The sequence below is a fragment of the Aerococcus vaginalis genome, assembly GCF_053762225.1.
On the sequence record NZ_JBSMYC010000003.1, the window covers coordinates 149,475 to 170,337 of the forward strand.

The following is a 20,863-nucleotide window of genomic DNA, read 5'->3' on the forward strand; positions in this document are numbered from 1 at the left end:
TACAAAACGCTATAAATCGCGAGAAAAGACAGCAGATCAATCCATAAATTACTTAAATCAATATGATTAGAAAGAATATCCTGAATAATAAAAGCAACCGCTAGCAATCCAACATCGACAAAAAAGGGCGTACTATCCATGAAAAATCATCCTTTCTGAGTATCTATCGTATCAATGACTACGTTTCTGATTCCAGGCGAAAAATCCCCACATGATAAAGAAATAAAGTAAACCACTAACGACAACTTGCACGAATGTGTGGTTCGTTTCTGAACCAAAAATCCTATTGAAAATGATATTCATCACTATAAACATCACAGCTGCGATAGCAGAATTAACAAATGGTTTGGTATTGCGTGACATGGTAAATCCCTTCTTCCTACTGATATGATAGCGTACTCACAGATGTGTAACACAACTGTTCGTGAAACAACATGATAGTGTGCCTGAATGGCAATTTTTCTTATATTCTTAAAAAACACACCATATTATCTGATGACAAATATGATGTGTTCTTACATTAATAATGTATATTTACTAAAATGTGACATGCTAGTGATTGATTATTGACGGATACGTTTTTGATTTCTTGAAAAGTACAACCACATCACTATGAATAACACAGCGCCACATATTCCATAAGATACAAGTAAGTGTTGAAGATCTGATTCAAAAAACAGTAATGAGAATATGAACCCTGTTTCTGTAGCGATAATAGTTGTAATTATCGCTGCATATCCTGCATGTAAATTCTTTAGCATTGTAGTTACCTTCTTTCATTGGTATAAAACTAACTGCACTCTTGGTCAATCAATCTTATCTTGATTAAGAAAAGCATTTTTTAATTGGCATAACCGCTGGATACTTTCTATGATTCCCCGGATTATTAGTGATAAAAGGGGCTCCCCAAGGCATTTCCCAATAACATTCTTGATTGTTCATTGTGCCACCACTGATATGAGCGAGTTCATTTTTACTCAATATTTTACTCAATAGTTTAAATAATTGTTGATTATTCATTATTTTTCTCCTTATAAAAACAACAAATAATATAAAGATCGCATTCTATCATTTTATTAATGGTACTATGCGACCTTCATCATAATATTGATCTCCTCACAATTAGATAAATTTCTTTATATTACCACCAGCAAGTACCAACATATCCTAAAGTATTACCAATAGCACCGCCGATACCACCATTAACAGCAGCTTTTCCAGCACCGCCCCAGCTACATTTAACACCGATAACCAACTTCAATTCATCAGCAGAGAGTGTTTGATAGTTGTTTGCAACTTTTACGTTTTCCATGGTAATTCCTCCTATTCATATCTATTACTGTACTAATCGCAATGCATTAAAGATGTAACCGTTCATCGATGATATGTGTGCTTCTTTAATACACTGTTATAGTAATAGATTCTAGGAGCTACAACACAACTGTTCGTGAAAAAATTCATTTTAGTTCATTAAAAGTATCTTTTGTGCTATTTATACGCAATTTCAACCACTAAGGAACAGTAACATTATCAACCTGCCCTAATTGCTTTTTGATGTTTGGCCTTTTGAATTTCTGTTGCTAGCTGTCTGACACGACGTCCCGGGATTCCTTGCTCTAATCCATTGAAGAAAACGATGACTTTGCGTTTACGATCGACATAATCGACCTTCAATGGATTGATAATCAGGGCACGTCCGACTTTCATGAAATGATGGTCGCTATCTTTTGATAAAATATCCTTCAAACTGCCGTACAGATGCGCCGACCCTTGTTCTCCCATCAATAATAAACGGTGCGAGGCTTCGTCACTTTGGATGTACAGGATTTGATCGTAAGGTAATTGAATCCCGCGCCGTTGTTGGTAATGATAGTTGAAGATTTCACTTGTTGGTGTCTGGCGCTCACATACATTTCTACCGTGCATCTGCAGTGTATGTGTGAGCGCGTCAGTGATTTTATCTCGGAAAACTACTTCTGATTCGTCTTTCGGGATGAAATCGTACGCCTTAACGTGAGATTCAAAGGCGAGTGGCATCATATTCGAGTGGCTTGTGATGAACACAATATCCCCGTATGAATCGATCTTCCGAATCTCCTTCGCTAATTGAATGCCAGCTTCTGGATTACCATCAATATCGACATCCAGTAGGTACAAATCGTAGGTATGCATCGCATCAAAATAGTGTTTAAATTCATCAATATGCGCGAAACATTCTAATGGTCGCACGCTATGATTAGCGACGCGATACCTCTCAACAATCGCATCAATTCGATTCTGATGGAGCAATTCATCTTCTACCGCTGCAACACGAATCATCGTCCTCTCTCCTTTCAACATTCAGTGTCTGTGTAAAATCTGTGTCTCCGATATGTGTCTGAAGCATCACATTCGGTAATTGCCCCATTAATTGATCCACATTTGCTAGTCCAATTCCGCGCGAATCGCCTTTTGTCGAAACGCCCTGATACCAGATCTCTCTTTGATTGAGTGGCTGTCGTTTTCTAGTATTACGTATTCGTAGCGTGACCCCCTCAGATTCTTCGAATAAGGCAACTTCAACTAACGGCTTCTCCGCTTCTACTGCTGCTTCAATCGCATTATCGAGTAAAATATCAATAATGCGAACAATTGATAATTCATTATCCGTAATATTTGGAATCTGTCCCATCACTTCTAACTGAAACGGCACCTTCAAATTCTTCGCCTTCAACATTTCATACGACAATGCATTGCGAACGCCGAGATCCTCGATATGACCGAGATCAAACGCTGTATATTCAATCGACTGTAATTGATCATTCATCGGTGTGAAAAGCTTATGGTAAACGGCCTTAACCTGCGCCATATCGTCACTCTCTACTGCTGATCCCATCGCACCGACTATGCCAGAAATATCATGACGGAATCCACGAATCTCATCATATAATTGACTCAAATAATCGAGATCGACGGATAACGCGTGATTCTGATTCTCTAACAATTGGCGATGCTGTGTATCGATAAACTCTCGTTGTTTGGATTGAATGTACAATAAGAGCATCAAAAAACCGAAAAACACTACAATCGCAGCTGACGTATCGTACACATCACCATTCGGCACCCCTAAGAAATAAAGCGACGATGCAGTTAAGAACAATCCCATCAAACCAAGTAATACCGGCCATGTCCGACGAATGATGTTCTGACACGCTTTGGATTCTAGTAATTCATAATCGATCTCTAAGTAACTAAATATCCTCAATGCGATTATCATCGCTAGCAATGTAACCACTAAATCTAAAAAATCATACAGCGCAAAATTAATTTCAAGATTAACAATTAATTTATTTAAGACTGTGTAGATGAAAAAAGAGATATACTCGAAGGACAATAGTGTGTAAACACTATAAAACATTGCTATCTTCTTTGTTTTACCGAGGTAATGATAAAACTCCCAGAAATAGACAACCGGTATACTCAAATAGGTAATCAATAATGGTGAAAAATAGCCAGCGAGTACATAGACTAAAATCAATCCAATCCATCGTTTTTGTGCGAGAAACTGTTTATCAATTTCTCTGCCTAGATAAATTCGTGGCAAAAAGCGCGCAATTGTTGCGCATAAAATTCCTATAAATTCTAACATATTACTAAATTATCTTTTAGGTAATGAGCAAATGCCTATTTTAGTACATTGATCATATAAATATGACATGAACTTCCTCCCACCAATAATCTGACGCAATTCTTCGGTTGTTAATTCTCTCATGTTACTAACTTCCTTTCTATTGACTAATTAATTGTTGATATAATCCAGATTGTTTAGCTAGTTCGTCCGGTGTGCCTTGCTGTACGATATGTCCGTTCGCCATCACATAGACGTGATCGCAACGCGCGGCGATACTCAACCGATGCGCGATAAAAATCAAAGTGCGATCCGTCGCGAATAAATGATCGATAATCCGGTGTTCCGTTAAAACATCCAAGTGACTGGTGCTCTCATCGAGAATCAAAACGGGTGCTTGTGTCAGTAACGAACGTGCGAGAACTAGGCGTTGTTTCTGCCCACCGGATAATTCTGAGCCATTCGAAGATAACGGTGTCTCCAATCCGAGTGGTAGCTGCTGGATCGTACCCAGCAACTCAACGTTTCTCAGCGCCTGCCAAATCTCCGATTCATCTACCTCACGTTCTATGCCGAGTGTTAAATTCTCCAAAATCGTTCCGCTGAAAACATACGGTTCCTGAGAGACATAGTGAATCAATCGTCGGACTTGATGTTTCGTATGCTGTGTTGCAGGGATATTATCAATCCTATACTCTCCCTCTTCCGGCTCATAGAAACGGACAATCAATTTGGCGAGCGTTGTTTTTCCCGACCCCGATTCACCGACTAAGGCTATTTTACCTCCTTTTGGAACGGTTAAGGAAATATCTGACACAATATCTTCGCTATAGCCGAAACTAAAATGAACATGATCAAGTGTTAACTGTTGATTGAAGGTGGCATTAGCTACCTGCTGCTCTTCTTCATCCGCGAATTCCGATTCAACGCGGTATACTTCGCTCAGGCGATCATTGGCGACCTGCGCTTTCTGCCACTTGGTTTGTAAGTTGATGATGTTTTCAAGTGGATTCGTGAAGTAGACGAGTAATACGTTAAACGCTAGTAGTTGACCGACAGAAAGCGCCCTTCTGATAATGAAACGTGAACCGAGCCACAGAATCATGACATTGAGGATAAGGTGGAGCAATGTTTTGAGACTAGTCTGTACGTTTTCAATCGTGAAATAACGACGGTTCGTTGATAGTGTTCGCTCAAAATTTGCTTTGATTTTTTGATAATTTCGTGTTTCACTCGCTAATGATTTGATGGATTCAATCCCTGTTAAGTCATCAATGACCACCGAGGAGAGCTTCGCATTGCTTTCCATTGCCTGATGATTTAAGCGACTGAACGGCTTCATAAATCCAAAAACGATCACACCGTACAGCGGCAAGGCGAGAAAGCTGATCCCAAATAATAATGGCTGTTGAATAAATAGGATGATGGCGACGATGGCTGCCATGGAGACATCCAAAAAAACCGACAATACCGCGCTCGCTAGCGCATCAATGATCGTGCTCGCATCATTGAATCGCGAGACGATCTCTCCCGTCTTTCGCGTCGCAAAGAAAGACATCGGCAATTGAAGGACGTGATGCAAGTAGGACAATAGCACGTCTACAGATAAATGCTGACCGAACCGCACGAGTAACTGCGACTGTATGAAAGACAACCACTGCTGCATGAGGTAGGCGATCACTAATCCAAGAGAAAGCGTACCGAGTAGCCCGAGCATCTGATTCGGAATATAACGATCGATGATTAGCTGCAGGTAGTACGAACCGAGGATATTAATAAGTGTTACAACTAGCGTGATGCCTACGATGGTGCGATCAGACCTTTATGTTTCAGGAGGGCAGGCATAAAGGTCGTCAAATGATGCTTCTGCTCACCTGTTTGCTGGTTAAACGCTTCACCTGGCTGCATCAATAACGTGATGCCCGTCCATTCTTTGGCAAATTGTTCAGTGGATAAAGTGGCTAGCCCTACACTCGGATCGGGATCCGCAATGTGGACGGCGTCTTGATCACAGCCGGTGACAACGTAATAGTGCAACAGTTGGCCTTGTTTAATGACGTGTGCGATAAAGGGATATGGGATATCCGCCTGTTCAAAGAGCGACATGTCGGCTTGAATCGCTTGAACCTCAAATCCGAGCTGTTCTGCCGTTTCCACGAGTCCGAGCGCTGTCGTCTCTTCCTGCGTGGTCTTTGGGTCTTTGCGAGTTGTCGCAGTGATTCCAGCGAATAATAAACACCATAGTTCTCCAGCATCATCGCTAGACATGCTACACCGCAGTCGTTCTCATCCACCTGTTCGCGGTAATATTTCTTCTTGAATTTCATATTTATTTCTCCCCCCTTGTCTATTTTTAAGCCTATCATAGCAACAATCATCTAACACAACTGTGCGTGATTTGCATAAAAGTGTGCGCCAATGACATAACTTGTTTATCCTAGTTTTCATTCACGCACAAAATAATGTTTTTTCACGAACACATCCTCCACTTATAAGAATTCAAGTTATACTAATATTAGTCTATAGCGATTACCTTTTACAATTCATTAGGAGGATAAATATCATGATGACTCAATACAAAACGTTATCTCGCAGCGAACTAAAAAAGTTTCAGGTGGCGCGATTCCTGCCATAGTAGGATTTGTAGGAGGCGCTATATATGATTATTTAGCTGGAAAAGGAACTGCAAGCTGCCAGAAAAATCCTAATCAATGGTACTGTGTTAATTTCAATTAATAAATAGTGGGTGATTCTAATGAAATGGATTCATTTTTTGATTCCTTTCGTAATTTGGCAAATGTCTTCATATTTGATTGAAAAATCATTTCCAAATTTAATTCCAAATGATTTGATTTATCTCTTTATTGATTTTCTTTATTTCATAGTAGTTTTTTACATCTATTCATGGGTTATCAAGAAACTATTTGGGAGGGATATTTATGAATAAAGCTGTAATACTGTTAGATAAACAAGTACTAAAAACTATTAAAGGTGGTGGAACTTGTGCCTTTTTCGATGTAGGTTGTATGGGTAGAGAAGCTCTTTCGAAAATTGTAAGAGATAATGCTAATCGAAACAAAAATCAAAAAGGATTACCAAAATGTCCACCAAGTTCACAATTACCAGGAGTACCAGCTTGTCATTTATAATTTCTGAAAAGGCAATCGCTAATCGACGGCGAAATGTTTAAATGAATGTTTGAGAATAAGCAAATAAAACTGATGGAAAGCAAAAAATAGCTTCCCATCAGTTTTTGCGCGCACAAAAAAGCCCCGAGAAACAACAAGGTGCTCCTCAGGGCTCTCTGATATTACCTAGCTAACGGGATTATTTACCTCATTCAGCTAATTTTTCTACGATTGTTTTGTCAAATGCTGGTAAGTCAGCTGGTGTACGGCTGGATACCAAGTGGTGTGCTTCATCGACAACAACTTCTTCATCAACGAAGGTTCGCCGGCGTTCTTCACGTCAACACCAACTTGTTTCACAGCAGTAATGGTTGTACCTTTCAAGACATCAGCATTTACCAATAACTATGGACCGTGGCAGATCATGATTAAAAGGAGTATTTTATGAGCAGGAAACTAAAAACCTTTATCCTATTACTCCTTAGTATTATAGGACTCAATGTTATAGTTCCACCTTCTACGCAAATAGTATACGCTACTAGCACGAATGATATTTCTATTCCAGAAAATACTTTTCGCGATTTATCTGAAGAAGATATGGTATTAGTTTTAACTGTTAGTTGCGCCAGTTAACGACTGTGTCGCATTTGTCATTCCCATACCATTTCGAACTGCACATCGGTTATCAGCTCGATGGCGATCACGTTCACGTCAAATACAGCGTGATGAATACTAACGACGATGAAATGTCGTTCTCGATTGGCGCACATCCGGCATTTAATGTGCCACTCGCACCAGGCGAAACCTTCGATGCAGAGTTTATCCTCGAACCGTTTTAATCGATCACATTCTATCAATGGCACAAAAAAAGCACGTCAGAAATGGCGAGCTTTTCAGTTAATTTTTAATGACTAATAATTAGTCTAAAATCTTGTGTGTAAATTCGTCGAAGATCTGGCCACGAGACTTCAAGTAGTCAGCAGAGTGTTCAGAAACGGTGTTGTCTTCATTTAACGTCGTGCTGAAGTTCAAGTACATTTCTGGTTGAGGCATAGCAACCATGTCAAGGAATACTAATGACTGACGGATTGAGTGATTTGATAGCATTCCACCCGTACCTGAAGTAGAACCAGTCGCAATCAATGCTGGCTTACCAGCCCAAACGTTTTCGCCAACTGGACGAGAAGCAATATCCAATGCATTCTTCAATGCAGCTGGGATGTTACGGTTGTGTTCTGGAGATACGAAGATGAATGCATCTTGTTCAGCAACAGCTTTACGGAATTCAGTGTATTCCGGGATGTCCTTCTTGTCGTAGTCTTCGCTGTAAAGTGGCAACTGGCCGATCTCCAAGTATGTTACTTCTGCATCCTCTGGCAAACCAGCGATGATACCTTTAGAAACTGCACGAGAGTAAGATCCTTCACGTAAAGAACCGATAATTACACCATATTTCATTAGTAAAAACTCCTTCCAAATAAATGTCTCATTCACTTACTAAAGTATAGTACTATATTTTAGTAAGCATGTAAAGCACTAAATTCAACTTTTTTGGGGAAAATATTTGAAAGCCCTACGCATGCGATTTTAGCTCATATTGTATCAATTGTCACGATACGTATCGATCGGCTGATTATTGGCATCTTTCCACTCTCGCCAGCCGTCTGCCGCATTCCCAATAACTAATGCGGCCGCCGATGATGGTGAGCTACAGACCACATCCTCCATTAAGACATTGTTCTCAATTCTGGCTGTTTGGCAGATCGCGGGAGCTTTGGAGGCAAAACTTGGCGCGAGCGGCGCGCAGATACTGCCCTTCAGGACCGTAAACGTCCCATTCTTTACAACCGCTCTGCCTTCAACACAGCCGTCAAAGCGTTTAATACGCCGCTTGAGGTGATATTCTCCCTCAGATAAGTGTGCGAAAGCTTTGCGTGAGGTCGCCTCCGCGGCTTCCTCGAATGTCGCATCCTTCGTCTGATTTTCGGGATAAATCTGCTGACCGTCGAATGATGACAGCAACGAAATCACTAAATCCACATCCAGCGCAAACAATTCCGTATCCGCCACACGGCTCTTATTGAAGATTTGGTGCAGTAACTGCTCCTTTTCATCATACTCATTCACTGCAATCGCAAACTTGCGCTTGAGCCCCGCTACATTCGCGTAGCCGTTCTTTTCCAAGTGGTTCATGCGCGTTTCGAATTGGCCAATTCCGGTCTTGCCGATCTTGATCAGCCCGTTTACCGCGGATGTCATAATGTAGATGATACCTTTAGTCATATTTAACTCGCCTTTATTCGTTTTTATCTATCATATAAGATTTATTGCACTTTAAAAAGTATCTTTCAGTCAATCAGCTGCATCCAACAAAAAAGACGCCTCCCTGGCAGTTAATCACTGTGCACAGAAGCGTCTGAAATGTTTAATTAATATCAGCAATTTTGAAGCCATTTAAATGCTCCCAGCATAATCAGAAAGAACACTCCCCCGCTGACGAGCAGGTAAACAATTAGATGTGTTGTGTATGCTTCGAAACATAATGCTGAACCGAGCGAAAATAATACGAAAATCACTGTCGCTACTGTCGCTAGCGTTACCGGCTTCGCATGTTGTAACCTTTCAATAACCTCCGCTTTGTTTCCTAATACCTTCAGCATACAGTAGTATGCCCTACTGTCGGACAACTGCACGTAGAAAGCCATCATTCTGTACATTAATGACATATTTTTAGCATTTCGCGAGCTATTATGGTTTTTTAAGGATTATTTTTCTCAGGATTGGCGATGCTATATTTTATCTCTTGAATGGTCTTATCCACATGTGTGAGATGCCGGCACGAAATTTCTTGTTCAATGTTGTTATTAAACACAATGACTTTGCGCTTACGATCAATATGATCAACGGCTAATGGATTGATGAGGAGGAATCGACTAACTCTGATAAAGTGATGTCCGTTGTCTTTCTCTAGGATGTCATTAAGGCTTCCATAAAATTACATGCTCCCCTGCTGACCCATGAGTAATAGGCGATGCGATTCTTCCATATTTTGAATGTATAAAATTTGGTCGTAAGGTAGCTGTGCGCCTCTGCGCTGGCGATAGTGATAGTTGAACAACTCGTCTGGCTTTTTCATCCGCCGACAAGTATTCATACCATGCATCTCGAGCGCATGAGACAGCGATTCATTGATCTTGTGCTGAAAATCTTTTTCCGGTAAATCTTTCGCAATAAAGTCATAGGCCTTCACGTGCGATTCAAAAGCGAGTGGCATCATATTTGAATGACTCGTTATAAATGCAGACGTTCGTTTTTTGATCACATACGCAATAAAGGGGGTAGGGCACGTCATTGTACTGAAACAATGACATATCCGCCTGAACGACTCGCACATCGAGTCCTAGAGTCTCAGCGGTTTCCACTAATCTCAGTTCAGTCGTCCCCTCCTGCGTGGTTTTAGCTTGCTGTCGTAATGTGGCGAGTGAATAGTAGCTTCCGTAATAGTCCAATATCATTGCGAGACACGCGACATCACAATCGGACTCATCTACTTGTTCGCGATAATATTTCTGTTTAAAAGCCATTCATGTCACCCCCCACACACTCCTAATTGCGATTAACGTAGCAGAAAATCGTGGTGAGCAGCACAACTCAAATGCACGAAAAGTGTGCACGAAGAGCAGATGTTTTTACGTATACAAAAAGCCCTCAGAATTAACGAACTAATCCTGAGGGCTTCGTCTGATATGATTTAACTAAAATTATTTAGCCCATTCAGCTAATTTTTCTACGATTGTTTTGTCAAATGCTGGTAAGTCAGCTGGTGTACGGCTGGATACCAAGTGGTGTGCGTCATCGACAACAACTTCTTCATCAACGAAGGTTGCGCCGGCGTTCTTCACGTCAACACCAACTTGTTTCACAGCAGTAATGGTTGTGCCTTTCAAGACATCAGCGTTTACCAATAACTGTGGCCCGTGGCAGATCGTGAAGGTTGGTAATGATTTCGCAAAGATGTCACGAACGAATGCTAAAGCATCGTCGTCTGCACGCAATGCGTCTGGGGAGTATCCACCAGGTACCAACAATGCGTCGAAGTCATCAGCTTTCACATCTTTGAAGGATGCTTCAGTCGTTACGACTGTACCTTCAGTTTTACCAGTCACTTCAGCGCCTTTTTCAGTACCGATAATTAATGTTTCGTGACCTGCCTGTTCAAGTGCTTTTTTTGGTGCAGAGAATTCACTGTCTTCGAATTTGTCTGCTAATACAATTGCTACTTTTGCCATGTAAAGAACCTCCTTAACGTTCATTTCATGTTGTCTATCTTTGACCTTAACAAACTTATCGACACTTGGCAAGTCAAAAAACTCCGCTAGCTCTGACTCGGTAGGTAGGACAGGCCGAAACATATCGATTGTGACGCATGGTTGAAGTAATCTTTGATAACTTGGAAGTAGATGCGCTGTTGCCATGTTAAACGCGATTGATGAGCAACGATGATTTGTGAAAAATCACGAACAAACATTCCCAACTGCCCTTAACTTGCCGTTTGACCGAGAGGTTTTCGCTTCAATGGCACTAATACCTCGCTAACACGCGCCTGCATTTCTAAATACCCGGCCGTCTGACCATCAGCGAGCGATTGATCGAGTAGCTCGAATAACTCAATGATTTTTAATTGGTCTGAGTTCATGGCGGCTCCCTCCTTTATAGATCGACATAGATCGACCATCTATTCCACAGTGATCATAGTCTTTGAAATTGTCAAAAATAATAGTGAAAAGATTAACTTTTGGTAACGGATGCATATTATTTTTTGATATGAAACCGAATTCTTTTTTTCTGTGATTTTCGCGTTACAATGAGGATATCGTCAAGAGCGCATTGGTTGAAAGGATGATACAAATGGAAGACTTGAAACATGCATTCAAAGACACCCTGCTAGTGATGGGCGGCATTTTTCTGCTCGTGATTCTCGGTGAGTTACTACTACCGATTAATTTCTTTGCAAACTCGTTCTACTATTTAGGCTTTGCGATCGTTTATTTTGTAATCAAATTCGTCAAGTATAGGAATTATTGAGTACTATTCTTATTCTGATCTATAAATAGAATTTAGAGGATATGCATGGTTTGTCTTTTATGAAAATTTCCAATAAAGACAAATTATAATATTAAAAAGCATATGAATAACGAAACTAACCACTTGATACCGATTACATTATATGTTAGTTTGAAGATAGTATGTAGCATATGGGTCAACTAGAAAAAAAAGATCTTTTATGAAACATGCAAAATTACTTGTCTTAAGTTCTGTTGTGATCATTAATTTTTCAACATTATGCTAGTTTACCTATGAAGCACATGCGTCAGAAGAATATCCTGAGGAATCTATAGAAGAAACTAATTTTTTATCATCAAATAGACAGCAGGATATCATTGATTTTTATAATGGAGAAACTGATACCAGAGCTATTTCATTTTCAAATCAAGAATTATTTAATGAATTACAAGCAAATAGTATCGATATATATGATATTTTGACACAAAAGGAAGTGGAACAGGCTATTGCTGAAGATAGCTCTCTTACGCACGCAGCTGGTCAAACTCAAGTTGTATCCACAGGCAAGTACACATGGACATTATATTTATCATCAACCTACACTAAAATTTTTAAATATGGTGGACAAGCTGCAGGAATTGTATTGGGACTACTATGGTTTAGTAAAACTGGGGCAGTACTAGAATTAGTAGGAATACCCTTGTCAGAATTAGATACTAGTAGAGGGATATATTTAAACTTGAAGAATATCAATATTCAAGGCGCTCAACCTTCAATTACAGTAACTGGTTGGGGATATCAATAGGTGATTTCATGAAGAAAATACATCAATTTTTGTATAACATACCTGAACTAATAAAATTACTAATTATCGCGATTCCGCTATGTATGAGTTATTTTTATACATTGGAATTAGCTTCATATGAGCATATCACTTTTTATTCTTTTCTATTCTTCATTGTTGCTGTAGTTATTGGCATGATGATTAGAAAACCGAAAGAATAATACTAACTGATCTCCCAAACTTGAAAAGTAAGGGAGATTTTTTCTGAGGGATACTACATGCGATATGTTAGTGTATTTAAAGTATCACGTAGCTGAAAGGAATAAAACAATGATAGTATCTGCGACCATTAGAAAAATATTCGCTACCGTATTTTTCATTTTGCTATTATTTGCCATTGTTTTAAAAGATATCAATTCGATTTGATTATTCGGCATTGCCACAAATCTTATTCTCCCACTGCAATTTAATCATTATAAAATACTAAATAGTTCGCTACTTATTATTGGTATCTTATTTTATGTTTTAATGCATTTTGAAATGATACAGCCTAGTCTCATTTTTAGTATTATCTTTATTATCAGTTATTCTGTTTTTTAATCTTTTTCAATTACGTCAACATCACTAATTTTGTGTCCTATTTCTCATTGACTTCATCCGAAAGTTCACCTATAATAATTAGGTCGCAGTAAATAGATGTGATGTTACGGAGAATTAGCTCAGCTGGGAGAGCGTCTGCCTTACAAGCAGGATGTCGGGGGTTCGATCCCCTCATTCTCCATTAATGATTCGTTAGCTCAGTTGGTAGAGCATCTGACTTTTAATCAGAGGGTCGGGAGTTCGAGCCTCCCACGAATCATTTTTTATTTTGCGAGAGTGGCGGAATGGCAGACGCGCTATCTTCAGGCGGTAGTGTCTAGTAGACGTGAGGGTTCAACTCCCTTCTCTCGCATTAATAGTTGACGTGTGAGACGGGCGTTTCTGTGTGGGAAGCGTCCGTTTTCTTTAGGAGGAGCGGTAAACGATGTCATTAGCGACGGTGATTATGATCATCGCGATTTTAATTCCGATTATCGGGCTGATCAATTATTTCAACACCAAATCTCAAAATACAAAATCAAAATCTAAGAAAAAATCATCCACTAACTCTCTGCTTTCACTGCCAGTCGGACTCATCCTCCTGCTGGTGGCATTCATGTTGCAGGGGAACGGCAATTCACCGTCCGAAGTTTTCTATAATCCGGAACCTGGAACCTTGCAGTCGCAATCATCGGGAAGTAATAGTGGTTATGGGACAGCGCCGAGTGGAAATAGCAATACCAATCAATCAGCCACTCAGGGGCAATCGCCCGTTGAACTTTCTGGTAACGAAAAACCAGATCAGATCACTATCCCGGATGTGCCGGAGGGTGAGACTTATGTCACCGTCAATAACAATATCCCCTACTTCACCAATGCGGATCTCACCGCGACTGAACCGTATGCGAACTACGGCGCGCTCGATCATTTAGGTCGCGTGACCGTTGCGGATGCGCTACTGGATGAAGAATTGATGCCCGCCAATGAACGCGGACAGATGGATGGCAATATTAAACCGACTGGCTGGCAACAGAACAAATACGATAGCGTATCCGGTGGCTGGCTCTACAACCGCAGTCACTTGATCGGCTTCCAGCTCGCCGGTAGCGAAAATGAACCCGAGAATCTCATGACCGGGACACGTTGGTTCAACGTCGAAGGCATGCTGCCGTTTGAAAACTTCGTCGCTAACTACATTGAGCAGACCGGTAACCGCGTGCGTTACCGCATCACGCCAGTATTCGAAGGCAACAACCTACTCGCTTCAGGGATTTTCATGGAAGGTTTCTCCATCGAAGATAACGGCGAAGATCTCTGCTTCAATGTGTATGTACCAAACCGACAACCGGGCATCACCATCGACTACTCCGATGGTAGCAATCATGAATAACATAACAAAACGGGAACCGTTAATCACAGCTGTGACTAGCGATTCCCGTTTTTTCATACTTATTTTATTTAATGGATGAGTCTTCGATGTCGAGTCCTGGGATGGCATCGAGCATAAGATCGGAAAACTCACCATTGCGATACTGGGTATCAGCGTAAGCACCGATCATCGCCGCATTATCTCCGCAGAGTTTGAGTGGTGGGATGGATAATTTAACGTTCGGATGTGCCTCAATTAACGCCTGCTTGAGTCCCTGGCGCAGTCCGGAATTGGCCGCAACTCCACCAGCGAGAAGGAGCTGTTTGACCGGATACTGGTCGATCGCGCGCATCGTTTTCGTCACTAAGGTTTCCACCACAGCTGCTTGGAAACTGGCTGCGATATTTTCCTGAACGAGCGTTTCACCGCGTTGTTCAGCATTGTGGCGATGGTTGATGACTGCCGACTTCAACCCACTAAAGCTGAAGTCGAAGTTCTCTTCCACAAGCATTGGGCGCGGATAATCGTAAGTATCCTCCCCGATCTGTGCGAGTTCATCCATCTTTTTGCCGCCTGGATACGGCAAGTCGAGTACGCGGCCGACCTTGTCGTAGGCTTCGCCGACCGCATCGTCGCGCGTTTCGCCGATGGGTTCAAATACACCGTCCTCCGGCATATAGATGAGTTCCGTATGCCCACCGCTGACCACCAGCGCCATCAATGGGAATTGGAGCGGTTCGACGAGCTGGTTCGCATAGATATGCCCTGCGATATGATCCGTTCCGATGAGTGGTTTGTTGTGTGCGAAGGCGAGTGCTTTCGCTGCAGTGATGCCGATCAAGAGTGAGCCGACGAGACCCGGGCCTTTCGTAACCGCAATCGCATCGATTTCATCCCATATTAATTCAGATTCTGCCATCGCCGCTTCTAACACCTGACTGATTTTCTCAACGTGATGACGCCCCGCCACTTCCGGCACGACACCGCCGAAACGCATATGACTCTTGATCTGTGTGGCGATCACGTGGGATAAAATCGTCTGTCCGTCCTTGATTACGGCTGCTGAGGTTTCGTCACAACTCGATTCAATCGCTAAAATAGTTGCCACAACGCTGCTTCCTTTCTATTGATTATAAAACGCGCGCATCAATAACGCGTCTTCCTGATTATCTGTGTAATAGTCGGCGAGGCGATCTACCACCTGAAAACCATGACTCTTGTAGAAGCGCTGCGCCGCACGATTGGTGAGGCGGACTTCCAACGTGATGATGTCACGGTTGACCGCACTAAGCTGTTTGACTGCCTGGTCGAGGAGAATCGTTCCGATCCCTTTGCCCTGTTGGTTAGGCATAACCGCTAAATTGGAGATGTGAAGGTCGTTTTGATCCTTGCGACAACCGATAAAGCCGACGAGTTCGCCCGCGATAAATGCCTGAATGTAGAACGTCCGCGGATTCATGGCGATATCCTCAAAAAAATCCATCGCCTGCCACATCACTTTATCGTCGTAGGCCAGATGTTCAAGTTCGACCATGTCTTCGATCAGTGAGGGGGAGGACTTCGAGAGTGTGAGCACGAGTTCCTGCCCATTTCGAAGCGGAATCACTGTCTCGGATAATGCCAACTGCGTATGCAAAGGTGGCGTCAGTAATCGCGCCCAATTTGCGCGAATATTGGCTCGGATTTTTTGGATTTTTCGCTTAATACGTTTAGTCCACGCGCTCAACGTACTGACCGTCCTCGCCTGTCACCTGTTCGGGGTTCTTAGCCGCCCACTGTTCTTCGGCTTCCGATTGTTTCAAATACGTTGGACGGAAAATCGCTGCGTCTTCTTCAGCGAGTGGTAAACGGTAGAACTGAGACGCTTGAATGACGCTGTCTGTCCCCTGCAGGCAGACCGCACGTTCACCGAATACTTTGCTGATCGCATCCTCATAATCGGCGATTTCTGGACTGACGAAGTATACCGTCTCGAGGGCTGCGCTGTCTTCAATCACTTGTTTGAGCCAATCATCGAAGCTAAAGTAGCCTTCATCTAGCGTGTCGAGCTGATCACCTGTCTTTTGGTAGCTACCCGCAAAAACCGTACGACGGCGGGCATCGAGGAAGGTATAGATCCGAGCATTATCTGCGCGCACATTTGCGGTCAGTGCGGCGAGTGAAGAGAGGCTGTATAGCGAGAGGTTCAGATCGCTCGCGAGCGTTTTGGCGAGGGTGATGCCGATACGCAGACCGGTATAGGAACCGGGACCTTTCGTAACGATGACTTCATCAAGCATCGCTGGCGTCCAGTTGATCGCTGTCATCATATTGGAGATGACGGGAACGAGCTGCTTGGAGTGCTTGATCTTCGTATTCGTCAACGTTTCCGCGCGTACGATCCCCTCTTTGCGGTCATCCTCATATTCCACGAACGCCACGCTCATCGCTGTTGCTGATGTATCCAACACTAAACTTTTCACCACGAGACCTCCCAAAACACCTAAAAATTCCTATCCATTCTAACAAATCCACCCGATCGTTACAACGCGCCTCCTTTTCATTCTGTGCATGGTTATGCTATGCTACAACAGTTAACGCACAATTGGAGGTGACCGCAATGGATGAATTATTACCACGTATTAACGAACTCGCTAAAAAACAAAAAGAAGGCACACTGACTGACGAGGAAAAAGCTGAACAGCAGAAATTGCGCCAGGAATACCTCAGACAGTTCCGCGCCAGCTTCAAATCCGTATTGATGAACACGAAGGTGGTTGACCCGGATGGTAACGACATCACACCGGAAAAACTCAAACGTGAAAAAGAACGTCGCAAACACCCACGAAAACCGAACGAGAAATAAGAAAAGACGAAAGTCCTGAATTGGCTTTCGTCTTTTTTGATTACATGCTTAATATCTCCTAATAATTCTCACTTTATACAAGAAAACGTTTTCTTTTATGTTTGATTTATGTTATATTGTAATTGTCAAAGACTTACAAACACCCTACTTAATATTTTAAAAGGAGTATTTTATGAGCAGGAAACTAAAAACCTTTATCCTATTACTCCTTAGTATTATAGGACTCAATGTTATAGTTCCACCTTCTACGCAAATAGTATACGTTACTAGCACGAATGATATTTCTATTCCAGAAAATACTTTTCGCGATTTATCTTAAGAAGCCATGATATTAGTTTTTACGGCTATTGATGAAATGCCACAGGACATGTTAGATGAGGGTGATCAAGCAGAAATTGATGCCTATATGCTCAGTAAAGAAATTGATTTACATTTTGTAAATGAATCTCAACTTAGGAGCTTTTGGGGATGTGTAGACGCTGTAACGTGGGCAGTAGGAACTACTGCTGTTGGTGTAGGAATGCTTGCAAAGATCAAAAAATTTGTTTCTGATGCAGGAGGGATAAAAGCTGCAGCTACTGCTCTTATGGCCATTGCAAGAAATGGTTTTTCTGCTGAAAACATTTCAAAATTTGGTGCAGCGCTGGTTGAAACAAGTTCTGTAATCTCAAGTTCTGTAATCTTAGGAATTAAAGAAATTAAAGGTGAATGCTTTGAATAACAATATCAATAATCTACCTATCCTGTTGTTCATTATTTATCTGCTAGGATACATTTTCTATTCAACAGATTTGCTAGCCTTAATATGTATTTCTCAAATTTTTTTAATCGAAAATATCGTTAAAGATAAGAATCGATTGATACATTACGGCGAAGTGATTATTGGTATTGCCTCATTGATTCTCTTTATTTCTAACTTTCTCAATGGAGGGTAAGCGCCATCCCATTGTCTATTGCGCACAGTATTTGATTCAGAGAAACTGTGCGCTTTTTGTATGCACAAAAAACTGATGAAAAACAGTTTTTTGTTTTCCATCAGTCAAATTTGTTTATGAACCGATAACTCGAAGACAGCTATCGTCAGTTTCTATCGTTTTATCCTCGCCACCAGTCATCGAATACCGTAATCGGTAGGTGACGTTTGTGGGCGGATTTCATGTAATGTTGTTCGATTATCTCCGCATCGGAAGCCGAGATAACTTTACCTTCGAGGTAATTATCGATAGCTTCATACGTGACACCGAGCGTTTCCTCATCGGGTTGCTGCGGTTTATCCTCTTCTAGATCGGCCATCGGAATTTTTTCGTAGAGTTCCGGTGGGCAATCGAGCGCTTCAAGCATGGCGCGTCCCTGACGTTTGTTGAGGCGCCAGATCGGAGTGAGATCGGCGGCACCATCACCGAATTTCGTGTAGAACCCAGTGACGGCTTCGGCCGCGTGATCTGTCCCCAAAACAACTCCCGCATGCGCACCCGCAATCGCATACTGCGTGATCATGCGCTGACGAGCTTTGATGTTGCCTTTGTTGTAGTCAGAGATCGTTTCGCCGGCTGCTTTGAGGCTTTCGACCTGCGCATCGACGGCCGGTTTGATATTCACGGTACGTACCACATCCGGCTGGATAAAGTCGAGCGCTTTAGTCGCATCGTCATCGTCAGCCTGCACACCGTAGGGCAGGCGCACCGCGATAAACTGAACGTCACGTCCCGAATCACGCAGGCGTTCGACCGCAAGCTGAGCAAGTCGCCCCACTAATGTGGAATCCTGACCGCCGCTAATGCCGAGCACGAGCGACTGTACAAAATCGTACTGATTGACATAGTCGACCATGAGTTGAATACTCTTTTCAATTTCAGCTTTTGGGTCGATACTCGAAGCGACACGGAGTTCTTGACGGATTTCTGATTGTTTATTCATGATGTTTCCTTAGTTTTCGCTGTTTTTCTGTGCAACGTGTTCTCTGATTACCTTGATGCTTGCCATCTTCAAGTCATACAATTTCTGTGACAAGTCAACCGGGTAGGATTCTGGGTTCAGGATACGTTTGTATTCGTCCCACAAATCGTCCAAACGATGCGTCGCGTTCGCTTTGATGTCGTCGAGTTCTGGTTTGTCGTAAACCAATTTCCCGTCTTCCATCACAGTCTGAAGCAATGGACGTGCGTGGAAATTTTTGACCGTCTTGTTGATGTAGGTGTAGGTCGGATGGAACATAAAGAGTTCGCTGTCAGTATCGATCGTTTCGTCCGCCAAAGCGATGTAGTCCCCTTCAGACTTGCCATCGTCACCACTCGTGATACGCCAGATCTGTTTACGTCCTGGTGTCGATGTCTTGACCGGTGAGGAGGAAATCTTCATCGTTGGCACCATTTCACCGTCTTCGTTTTCGATCGCAGCCATCTTGTAGACACCACCGAGCGCTGGTTGATCGTGGCCCGTAATAATACGTGTCCCGACACCCCACGAGTCGATCTTCGCGCCCTGCATTCTGAGGTTCAAGATCGTTTTTTCGTCGAGGTCATTCGAGGCCACGATAATCGCATCTTCGTAGCCTGCTTTATCAAGCATTTCACGGACACGTTTTGAAAGATAAGTTAAGTCCCCGCTGTCCAAACGTACCCCGATAAAGTTAATCTTATCGCCGAGTTCATCTGCCACACGAATGGCGTTCGGCACACCGGAGTTCAATACGTCGTACGTATCCACTAAGAACACGCAGTCGTGATGCGATGTGGCGTATGCTTTGAACGCGCTGTAGTCGTCACGGTAGGCCTGAACTAACGCATGTGCATGGGTACCAGAAGCTGGGATGCCGAGTGTTTTACCCGCGCGGACGTTACTCGTGGAATCGAACCCACCGATGTATGCTGCACGTGTTCCCCAAACGGCCGCATCCATTTCCTGTGCACGACGGGAACCAAATTCCATAATCGTGTCGTTCGGTGCCACACTGCGGATACGCGCTGCTTTGGTAGCGATCAATGTCTGGAAGTTGATCACATTCAAGATCGCCGTTTCAATCAACTGGCAATCGGTTAACGTCCCTTCGATCTGCATCAACGGTTCATTCGGGAAGCAGACCTCCCCTTCGACCATGGAACGCACGGTACCAGTAAAGCGGTAATTACTCAAATATTCCAAGAATTTTTCCGAGTAATCCTGCGTTTCACGCAAGTATTCGATATCTGTTTCAGTAAACGTCAAATTCTCTAAATAGTTGAGTACGCGTTCCAGACCGACGAAGATGCCGTAACCATTTTGGAACGGATTTTCACGGTAGTACGCTTCAAAAATCGCACGCTGTTCGGCTCTACCTTCATCGAAGTAGACCTTGATCATATTAATTTCGTAGAGGTCGGTGTGAAGCGCCAACCCGTCATCTGGATATAATGTCATTGATGAGTCCTCCTTGAGTCAACACATCGTAAAAAGTAATCTGTTATAACCCTTACATTGTATCACTTTTCACTGATAAACAGAAAACTCT

At 42.5% G+C, this 20,863-nt stretch carries 26 protein-coding genes, 3 tRNA genes and 2 pseudogenes; 10 read left to right on the forward strand and 21 right to left on the reverse strand.

Annotated elements, in window-relative coordinates:
• Nucleotides 1-171: 171 nt before the first annotated feature.
• The 7 genes and pseudogenes from ACWOEX_RS04685 to ACWOEX_RS04715 form a co-directional block, all read right to left on the reverse strand.
• A complete protein-coding gene (locus ACWOEX_RS04685) occupies nucleotides 172-363 on the reverse strand; it encodes a hypothetical protein (RefSeq protein ID WP_455298354.1) in 192 nt (63 codons plus the stop codon).
• A gap of 462 nt (nucleotides 364-825) precedes the next feature.
• A complete protein-coding gene (locus tag ACWOEX_RS04690) occupies nucleotides 826-1,020 on the reverse strand; it encodes a bacteriocin (RefSeq protein ID WP_455298355.1) in 195 nt (64 codons plus the stop codon).
• 121 nt (nucleotides 1,021-1,141) lie between these two features.
• Entirely contained in the window at nucleotides 1,142-1,312 is a 171-nt protein-coding gene (locus ACWOEX_RS04695; protein ID WP_455298356.1) for a hypothetical protein, read from the reverse strand.
• 218 nt (nucleotides 1,313-1,530) lie between these two features.
• Nucleotides 1,531-2,319: a DNA-binding response regulator gene (locus ACWOEX_RS04700; protein ID WP_455298358.1), complete on the reverse strand. Its 789-nt coding sequence runs from the start codon at nucleotides 2,317-2,319 to the stop codon at nucleotides 1,531-1,533.
• Nucleotides 2,291-3,628, reverse strand: a complete 1,338-nt coding sequence (locus ACWOEX_RS04705; protein ID WP_455298359.1) for a GHKL domain-containing protein — start codon at nucleotides 3,626-3,628, stop codon at nucleotides 2,291-2,293. The genes ACWOEX_RS04700 and ACWOEX_RS04705 overlap by 29 nt, the downstream gene beginning before the upstream one ends.
• A gap of 9 nt (nucleotides 3,629-3,637) precedes the next feature.
• Complete coding sequence (locus ACWOEX_RS04710) at nucleotides 3,638-3,751, reverse strand: ComC/BlpC family leader-containing pheromone/bacteriocin (RefSeq protein ID WP_455298360.1); 114 nt, start codon at nucleotides 3,749-3,751, stop codon at nucleotides 3,638-3,640.
• Nucleotides 3,752-3,767: 16 nt separating this feature from the next.
• Nucleotides 3,768-5,934 (reverse strand): annotated as a pseudogene (locus ACWOEX_RS04715) (peptide cleavage/export ABC transporter).
• Between the two features lie 612 nt (nucleotides 5,935-6,546).
• Here ACWOEX_RS04715 and ACWOEX_RS04720 point away from each other — a divergent pair.
• On the forward strand, nucleotides 6,547-6,756 hold the full coding sequence (locus ACWOEX_RS04720; RefSeq protein ID WP_455298361.1) for a hypothetical protein: 210 nt from the start codon (nucleotides 6,547-6,549) through the stop codon (nucleotides 6,754-6,756).
• A gap of 204 nt (nucleotides 6,757-6,960) precedes the next feature.
• Here the strand turns inward: ACWOEX_RS04720 and ACWOEX_RS04725 are convergent, their stop codons facing one another.
• Nucleotides 6,961-7,137, reverse strand: a complete 177-nt coding sequence (locus ACWOEX_RS04725; protein WP_455298362.1) for a hypothetical protein — start codon at nucleotides 7,135-7,137, stop codon at nucleotides 6,961-6,963.
• Between the two features lie 245 nt (nucleotides 7,138-7,382).
• Here ACWOEX_RS04725 and ACWOEX_RS04730 point away from each other — a divergent pair, with 245 nt between their 5' ends.
• On the forward strand, nucleotides 7,383-7,574 hold the full coding sequence (locus ACWOEX_RS04730; RefSeq protein WP_455298364.1) for an aldose epimerase family protein: 192 nt from the start codon (nucleotides 7,383-7,385) through the stop codon (nucleotides 7,572-7,574).
• A gap of 79 nt (nucleotides 7,575-7,653) precedes the next feature.
• Here the strand turns inward: ACWOEX_RS04730 and ACWOEX_RS04735 are convergent, their stop codons facing one another.
• The 8 genes and pseudogenes from ACWOEX_RS04735 to ACWOEX_RS04770 form a co-directional block, all read right to left on the reverse strand.
• Nucleotides 7,654-8,193, reverse strand: a complete 540-nt coding sequence (locus tag ACWOEX_RS04735; protein WP_455298366.1) for an NADPH-dependent FMN reductase — start codon at nucleotides 8,191-8,193, stop codon at nucleotides 7,654-7,656.
• Between the two features lie 144 nt (nucleotides 8,194-8,337).
• Nucleotides 8,338-9,018, reverse strand: a complete 681-nt coding sequence (locus tag ACWOEX_RS04740) for a DUF4357 domain-containing protein (RefSeq protein ID WP_455298368.1) — start codon at nucleotides 9,016-9,018, stop codon at nucleotides 8,338-8,340.
• Nucleotides 9,019-9,493: 475 nt separating this feature from the next.
• Nucleotides 9,494-9,718 (reverse strand): annotated as a pseudogene (locus tag ACWOEX_RS04745) (LytTR family transcriptional regulator DNA-binding domain-containing protein); the annotation flags it as partial.
• 12 nt (nucleotides 9,719-9,730) lie between these two features.
• Nucleotides 9,731-10,012, reverse strand: coding sequence for a hypothetical protein (locus ACWOEX_RS04750; protein WP_455298370.1), 282 nt, complete (start codon nucleotides 10,010-10,012; stop codon nucleotides 9,731-9,733).
• Entirely contained in the window at nucleotides 9,993-10,319 is a 327-nt protein-coding gene (locus ACWOEX_RS04755; protein ID WP_455298371.1) for a cysteine peptidase family C39 domain-containing protein, read from the reverse strand. Before ACWOEX_RS04755 ends, ACWOEX_RS04750 begins: the two co-directional genes overlap by 20 nt.
• A 177-nt stretch (nucleotides 10,320-10,496) precedes the next feature.
• The gene (locus ACWOEX_RS04760) at nucleotides 10,497-11,024 is read right to left on the reverse strand and encodes a type 1 glutamine amidotransferase domain-containing protein (protein WP_455298373.1); all 528 of its coding nucleotides are present in this window, start codon (nucleotides 11,022-11,024) and stop codon (nucleotides 10,497-10,499) included.
• An 86-nt stretch (nucleotides 11,025-11,110) separates the two neighbouring features.
• Nucleotides 11,111-11,263 carry a hypothetical protein gene (locus ACWOEX_RS04765; RefSeq protein ID WP_455298374.1) on the reverse strand — a complete coding sequence of 51 codons (153 nt, stop codon included), beginning with the start codon at nucleotides 11,261-11,263 and terminating at the stop codon, nucleotides 11,111-11,113.
• Between the two features lie 12 nt (nucleotides 11,264-11,275).
• Nucleotides 11,276-11,431: a hypothetical protein gene (locus ACWOEX_RS04770; protein WP_455298376.1), complete on the reverse strand. Its 156-nt coding sequence runs from the start codon at nucleotides 11,429-11,431 to the stop codon at nucleotides 11,276-11,278.
• A 212-nt stretch (nucleotides 11,432-11,643) separates the two neighbouring features.
• Here ACWOEX_RS04770 and ACWOEX_RS04775 point away from each other — a divergent pair, with 212 nt between their 5' ends.
• From ACWOEX_RS04775 to ACWOEX_RS04800, 6 genes are all read left to right on the forward strand, one after another.
• Nucleotides 11,644-11,820, forward strand: coding sequence for a hypothetical protein (locus ACWOEX_RS04775; protein ID WP_455298378.1), 177 nt, complete (start codon nucleotides 11,644-11,646; stop codon nucleotides 11,818-11,820).
• Nucleotides 11,821-12,292: 472 nt separating this feature from the next.
• On the forward strand, nucleotides 12,293-12,604 hold the full coding sequence (locus ACWOEX_RS04780) for a hypothetical protein (RefSeq protein ID WP_455298379.1): 312 nt from the start codon (nucleotides 12,293-12,295) through the stop codon (nucleotides 12,602-12,604).
• 687 nt (nucleotides 12,605-13,291) lie between these two features.
• Nucleotides 13,292-13,364, forward strand: a tRNA-Val gene (locus ACWOEX_RS04785).
• A gap of 5 nt (nucleotides 13,365-13,369) precedes the next feature.
• A tRNA-Lys gene (locus ACWOEX_RS04790) sits at nucleotides 13,370-13,442 on the forward strand.
• An 11-nt stretch (nucleotides 13,443-13,453) separates the two neighbouring features.
• Nucleotides 13,454-13,535, forward strand: a tRNA-Leu gene (locus ACWOEX_RS04795).
• Nucleotides 13,536-13,607: 72 nt separating this feature from the next.
• Entirely contained in the window at nucleotides 13,608-14,552 is a 945-nt protein-coding gene (locus ACWOEX_RS04800) for a DNA/RNA non-specific endonuclease (protein ID WP_455298381.1), read from the forward strand.
• Nucleotides 14,553-14,616: 64 nt separating this feature from the next.
• Here ACWOEX_RS04800 and tsaD read toward each other — a convergent pair whose 3' ends face one another.
• Genes tsaD through tsaB form a run of 3 tightly spaced genes read right to left on the reverse strand, consistent with a single transcriptional unit; the run spans nucleotide 14,617 to nucleotide 16,993 of the window.
• A complete protein-coding gene (gene tsaD / locus ACWOEX_RS04805) occupies nucleotides 14,617-15,639 on the reverse strand; it encodes a tRNA (adenosine(37)-N6)-threonylcarbamoyltransferase complex transferase subunit TsaD (RefSeq protein ID WP_455298382.1) in 1,023 nt (340 codons plus the stop codon).
• 15 nt (nucleotides 15,640-15,654) lie between these two features.
• Entirely contained in the window at nucleotides 15,655-16,257 is a 603-nt protein-coding gene (rimI, locus tag ACWOEX_RS04810) for a ribosomal protein S18-alanine N-acetyltransferase (RefSeq protein ID WP_455298384.1), read from the reverse strand.
• Nucleotides 16,241-16,993: a tRNA (adenosine(37)-N6)-threonylcarbamoyltransferase complex dimerization subunit type 1 TsaB gene (gene tsaB, locus ACWOEX_RS04815; RefSeq protein WP_455298385.1), complete on the reverse strand. Its 753-nt coding sequence runs from the start codon at nucleotides 16,991-16,993 to the stop codon at nucleotides 16,241-16,243. Before tsaB ends, rimI begins: the two co-directional genes overlap by 17 nt.
• 137 nt (nucleotides 16,994-17,130) lie before the next feature.
• Here tsaB and ACWOEX_RS04820 point away from each other — a divergent pair, with 137 nt between their 5' ends.
• Nucleotides 17,131-17,376 (forward strand): DUF896 domain-containing protein, encoded by a 246-nt coding sequence (locus tag ACWOEX_RS04820; RefSeq protein WP_455298386.1) that lies wholly within the window; start codon nucleotides 17,131-17,133, stop codon nucleotides 17,374-17,376.
• A 325-nt stretch (nucleotides 17,377-17,701) separates the two neighbouring features.
• Nucleotides 17,702-18,097 carry a hypothetical protein gene (locus ACWOEX_RS04825; protein WP_455298387.1) on the forward strand — a complete coding sequence of 132 codons (396 nt, stop codon included), beginning with the start codon at nucleotides 17,702-17,704 and terminating at the stop codon, nucleotides 18,095-18,097.
• 374 nt (nucleotides 18,098-18,471) lie between these two features.
• Here ACWOEX_RS04825 and nadE read toward each other — a convergent pair whose 3' ends face one another.
• Together nadE and ACWOEX_RS04835 are read right to left on the reverse strand one after the other, a co-directional pair.
• On the reverse strand, nucleotides 18,472-19,293 hold the full coding sequence (gene nadE / locus ACWOEX_RS04830; RefSeq protein ID WP_455298389.1) for an ammonia-dependent NAD(+) synthetase: 822 nt from the start codon (nucleotides 19,291-19,293) through the stop codon (nucleotides 18,472-18,474).
• A 9-nt stretch (nucleotides 19,294-19,302) separates the two neighbouring features.
• Nucleotides 19,303-20,772 carry a nicotinate phosphoribosyltransferase gene (locus ACWOEX_RS04835; RefSeq protein WP_455298390.1) on the reverse strand — a complete coding sequence of 490 codons (1,470 nt, stop codon included), beginning with the start codon at nucleotides 20,770-20,772 and terminating at the stop codon, nucleotides 19,303-19,305.
• Nucleotides 20,773-20,863 lie beyond the last annotated feature (91 nt).

What these genes read in the sequence shown, in the direction of transcription:
- ACWOEX_RS04740 (WP_455298368.1), bottom strand. Translation starts at nt 9,018, where the DNA reads ATGACTAAAGGTATCATCTACATTATGACATCCGCGGTAAACGGGCTG.
- ACWOEX_RS04735 (WP_455298366.1), bottom strand. Translation starts at nt 8,193, where the DNA reads ATGAAATATGGTGTAATTATCGGTTCTTTACGTGAAGGATCTTACTCT.
- ACWOEX_RS04835 (WP_455298390.1), bottom strand. Translation starts at nt 20,772, where the DNA reads ATGACATTATATCCAGATGACGGGTTGGCGCTTCACACCGACCTCTAC.
- ACWOEX_RS04775 (WP_455298378.1), top strand. Translation starts at nt 11,644, where the DNA reads ATGGAAGACTTGAAACATGCATTCAAAGACACCCTGCTAGTGATGGGC.
- ACWOEX_RS04760 (WP_455298373.1), bottom strand. Translation starts at nt 11,024, where the DNA reads ATGGCAAAAGTAGCAATTGTATTAGCAGACAAATTCGAAGACAGTGAA.
- ACWOEX_RS04750 (WP_455298370.1), bottom strand. Translation starts at nt 10,012, where the DNA reads ATGATGCCACTCGCTTTTGAATCGCACGTGAAGGCCTATGACTTTATT.
- ACWOEX_RS04710 (WP_455298360.1), bottom strand. Translation starts at nt 3,751, where the DNA reads ATGAGAGAATTAACAACCGAAGAATTGCGTCAGATTATTGGTGGGAGG.
- ACWOEX_RS04685 (WP_455298354.1), bottom strand. Translation starts at nt 363, where the DNA reads ATGTCACGCAATACCAAACCATTTGTTAATTCTGCTATCGCAGCTGTG.
- ACWOEX_RS04755 (WP_455298371.1), bottom strand. Translation starts at nt 10,319, where the DNA reads ATGGCTTTTAAACAGAAATATTATCGCGAACAAGTAGATGAGTCCGAT.
- nadE (WP_455298389.1), bottom strand. Translation starts at nt 19,293, where the DNA reads ATGAATAAACAATCAGAAATCCGTCAAGAACTCCGTGTCGCTTCGAGT.
- ACWOEX_RS04720 (WP_455298361.1), top strand. Translation starts at nt 6,547, where the DNA reads ATGAATAAAGCTGTAATACTGTTAGATAAACAAGTACTAAAAACTATT.
- ACWOEX_RS04820 (WP_455298386.1), top strand. Translation starts at nt 17,131, where the DNA reads ATGGATGAATTATTACCACGTATTAACGAACTCGCTAAAAAACAAAAA.
- ACWOEX_RS04800 (WP_455298381.1), top strand. Translation starts at nt 13,608, where the DNA reads ATGTCATTAGCGACGGTGATTATGATCATCGCGATTTTAATTCCGATT.
- ACWOEX_RS04705 (WP_455298359.1), bottom strand. Translation starts at nt 3,628, where the DNA reads ATGTTAGAATTTATAGGAATTTTATGCGCAACAATTGCGCGCTTTTTG.
- ACWOEX_RS04690 (WP_455298355.1), bottom strand. Translation starts at nt 1,020, where the DNA reads ATGAATAATCAACAATTATTTAAACTATTGAGTAAAATATTGAGTAAA.
- ACWOEX_RS04765 (WP_455298374.1), bottom strand. Translation starts at nt 11,263, where the DNA reads ATGTTTGTTCGTGATTTTTCACAAATCATCGTTGCTCATCAATCGCGT.
- ACWOEX_RS04700 (WP_455298358.1), bottom strand. Translation starts at nt 2,319, where the DNA reads ATGATTCGTGTTGCAGCGGTAGAAGATGAATTGCTCCATCAGAATCGA.
- ACWOEX_RS04770 (WP_455298376.1), bottom strand. Translation starts at nt 11,431, where the DNA reads ATGAACTCAGACCAATTAAAAATCATTGAGTTATTCGAGCTACTCGAT.
- ACWOEX_RS04825 (WP_455298387.1), top strand. Translation starts at nt 17,702, where the DNA reads ATGATATTAGTTTTTACGGCTATTGATGAAATGCCACAGGACATGTTA.
- ACWOEX_RS04695 (WP_455298356.1), bottom strand. Translation starts at nt 1,312, where the DNA reads ATGGAAAACGTAAAAGTTGCAAACAACTATCAAACACTCTCTGCTGAT.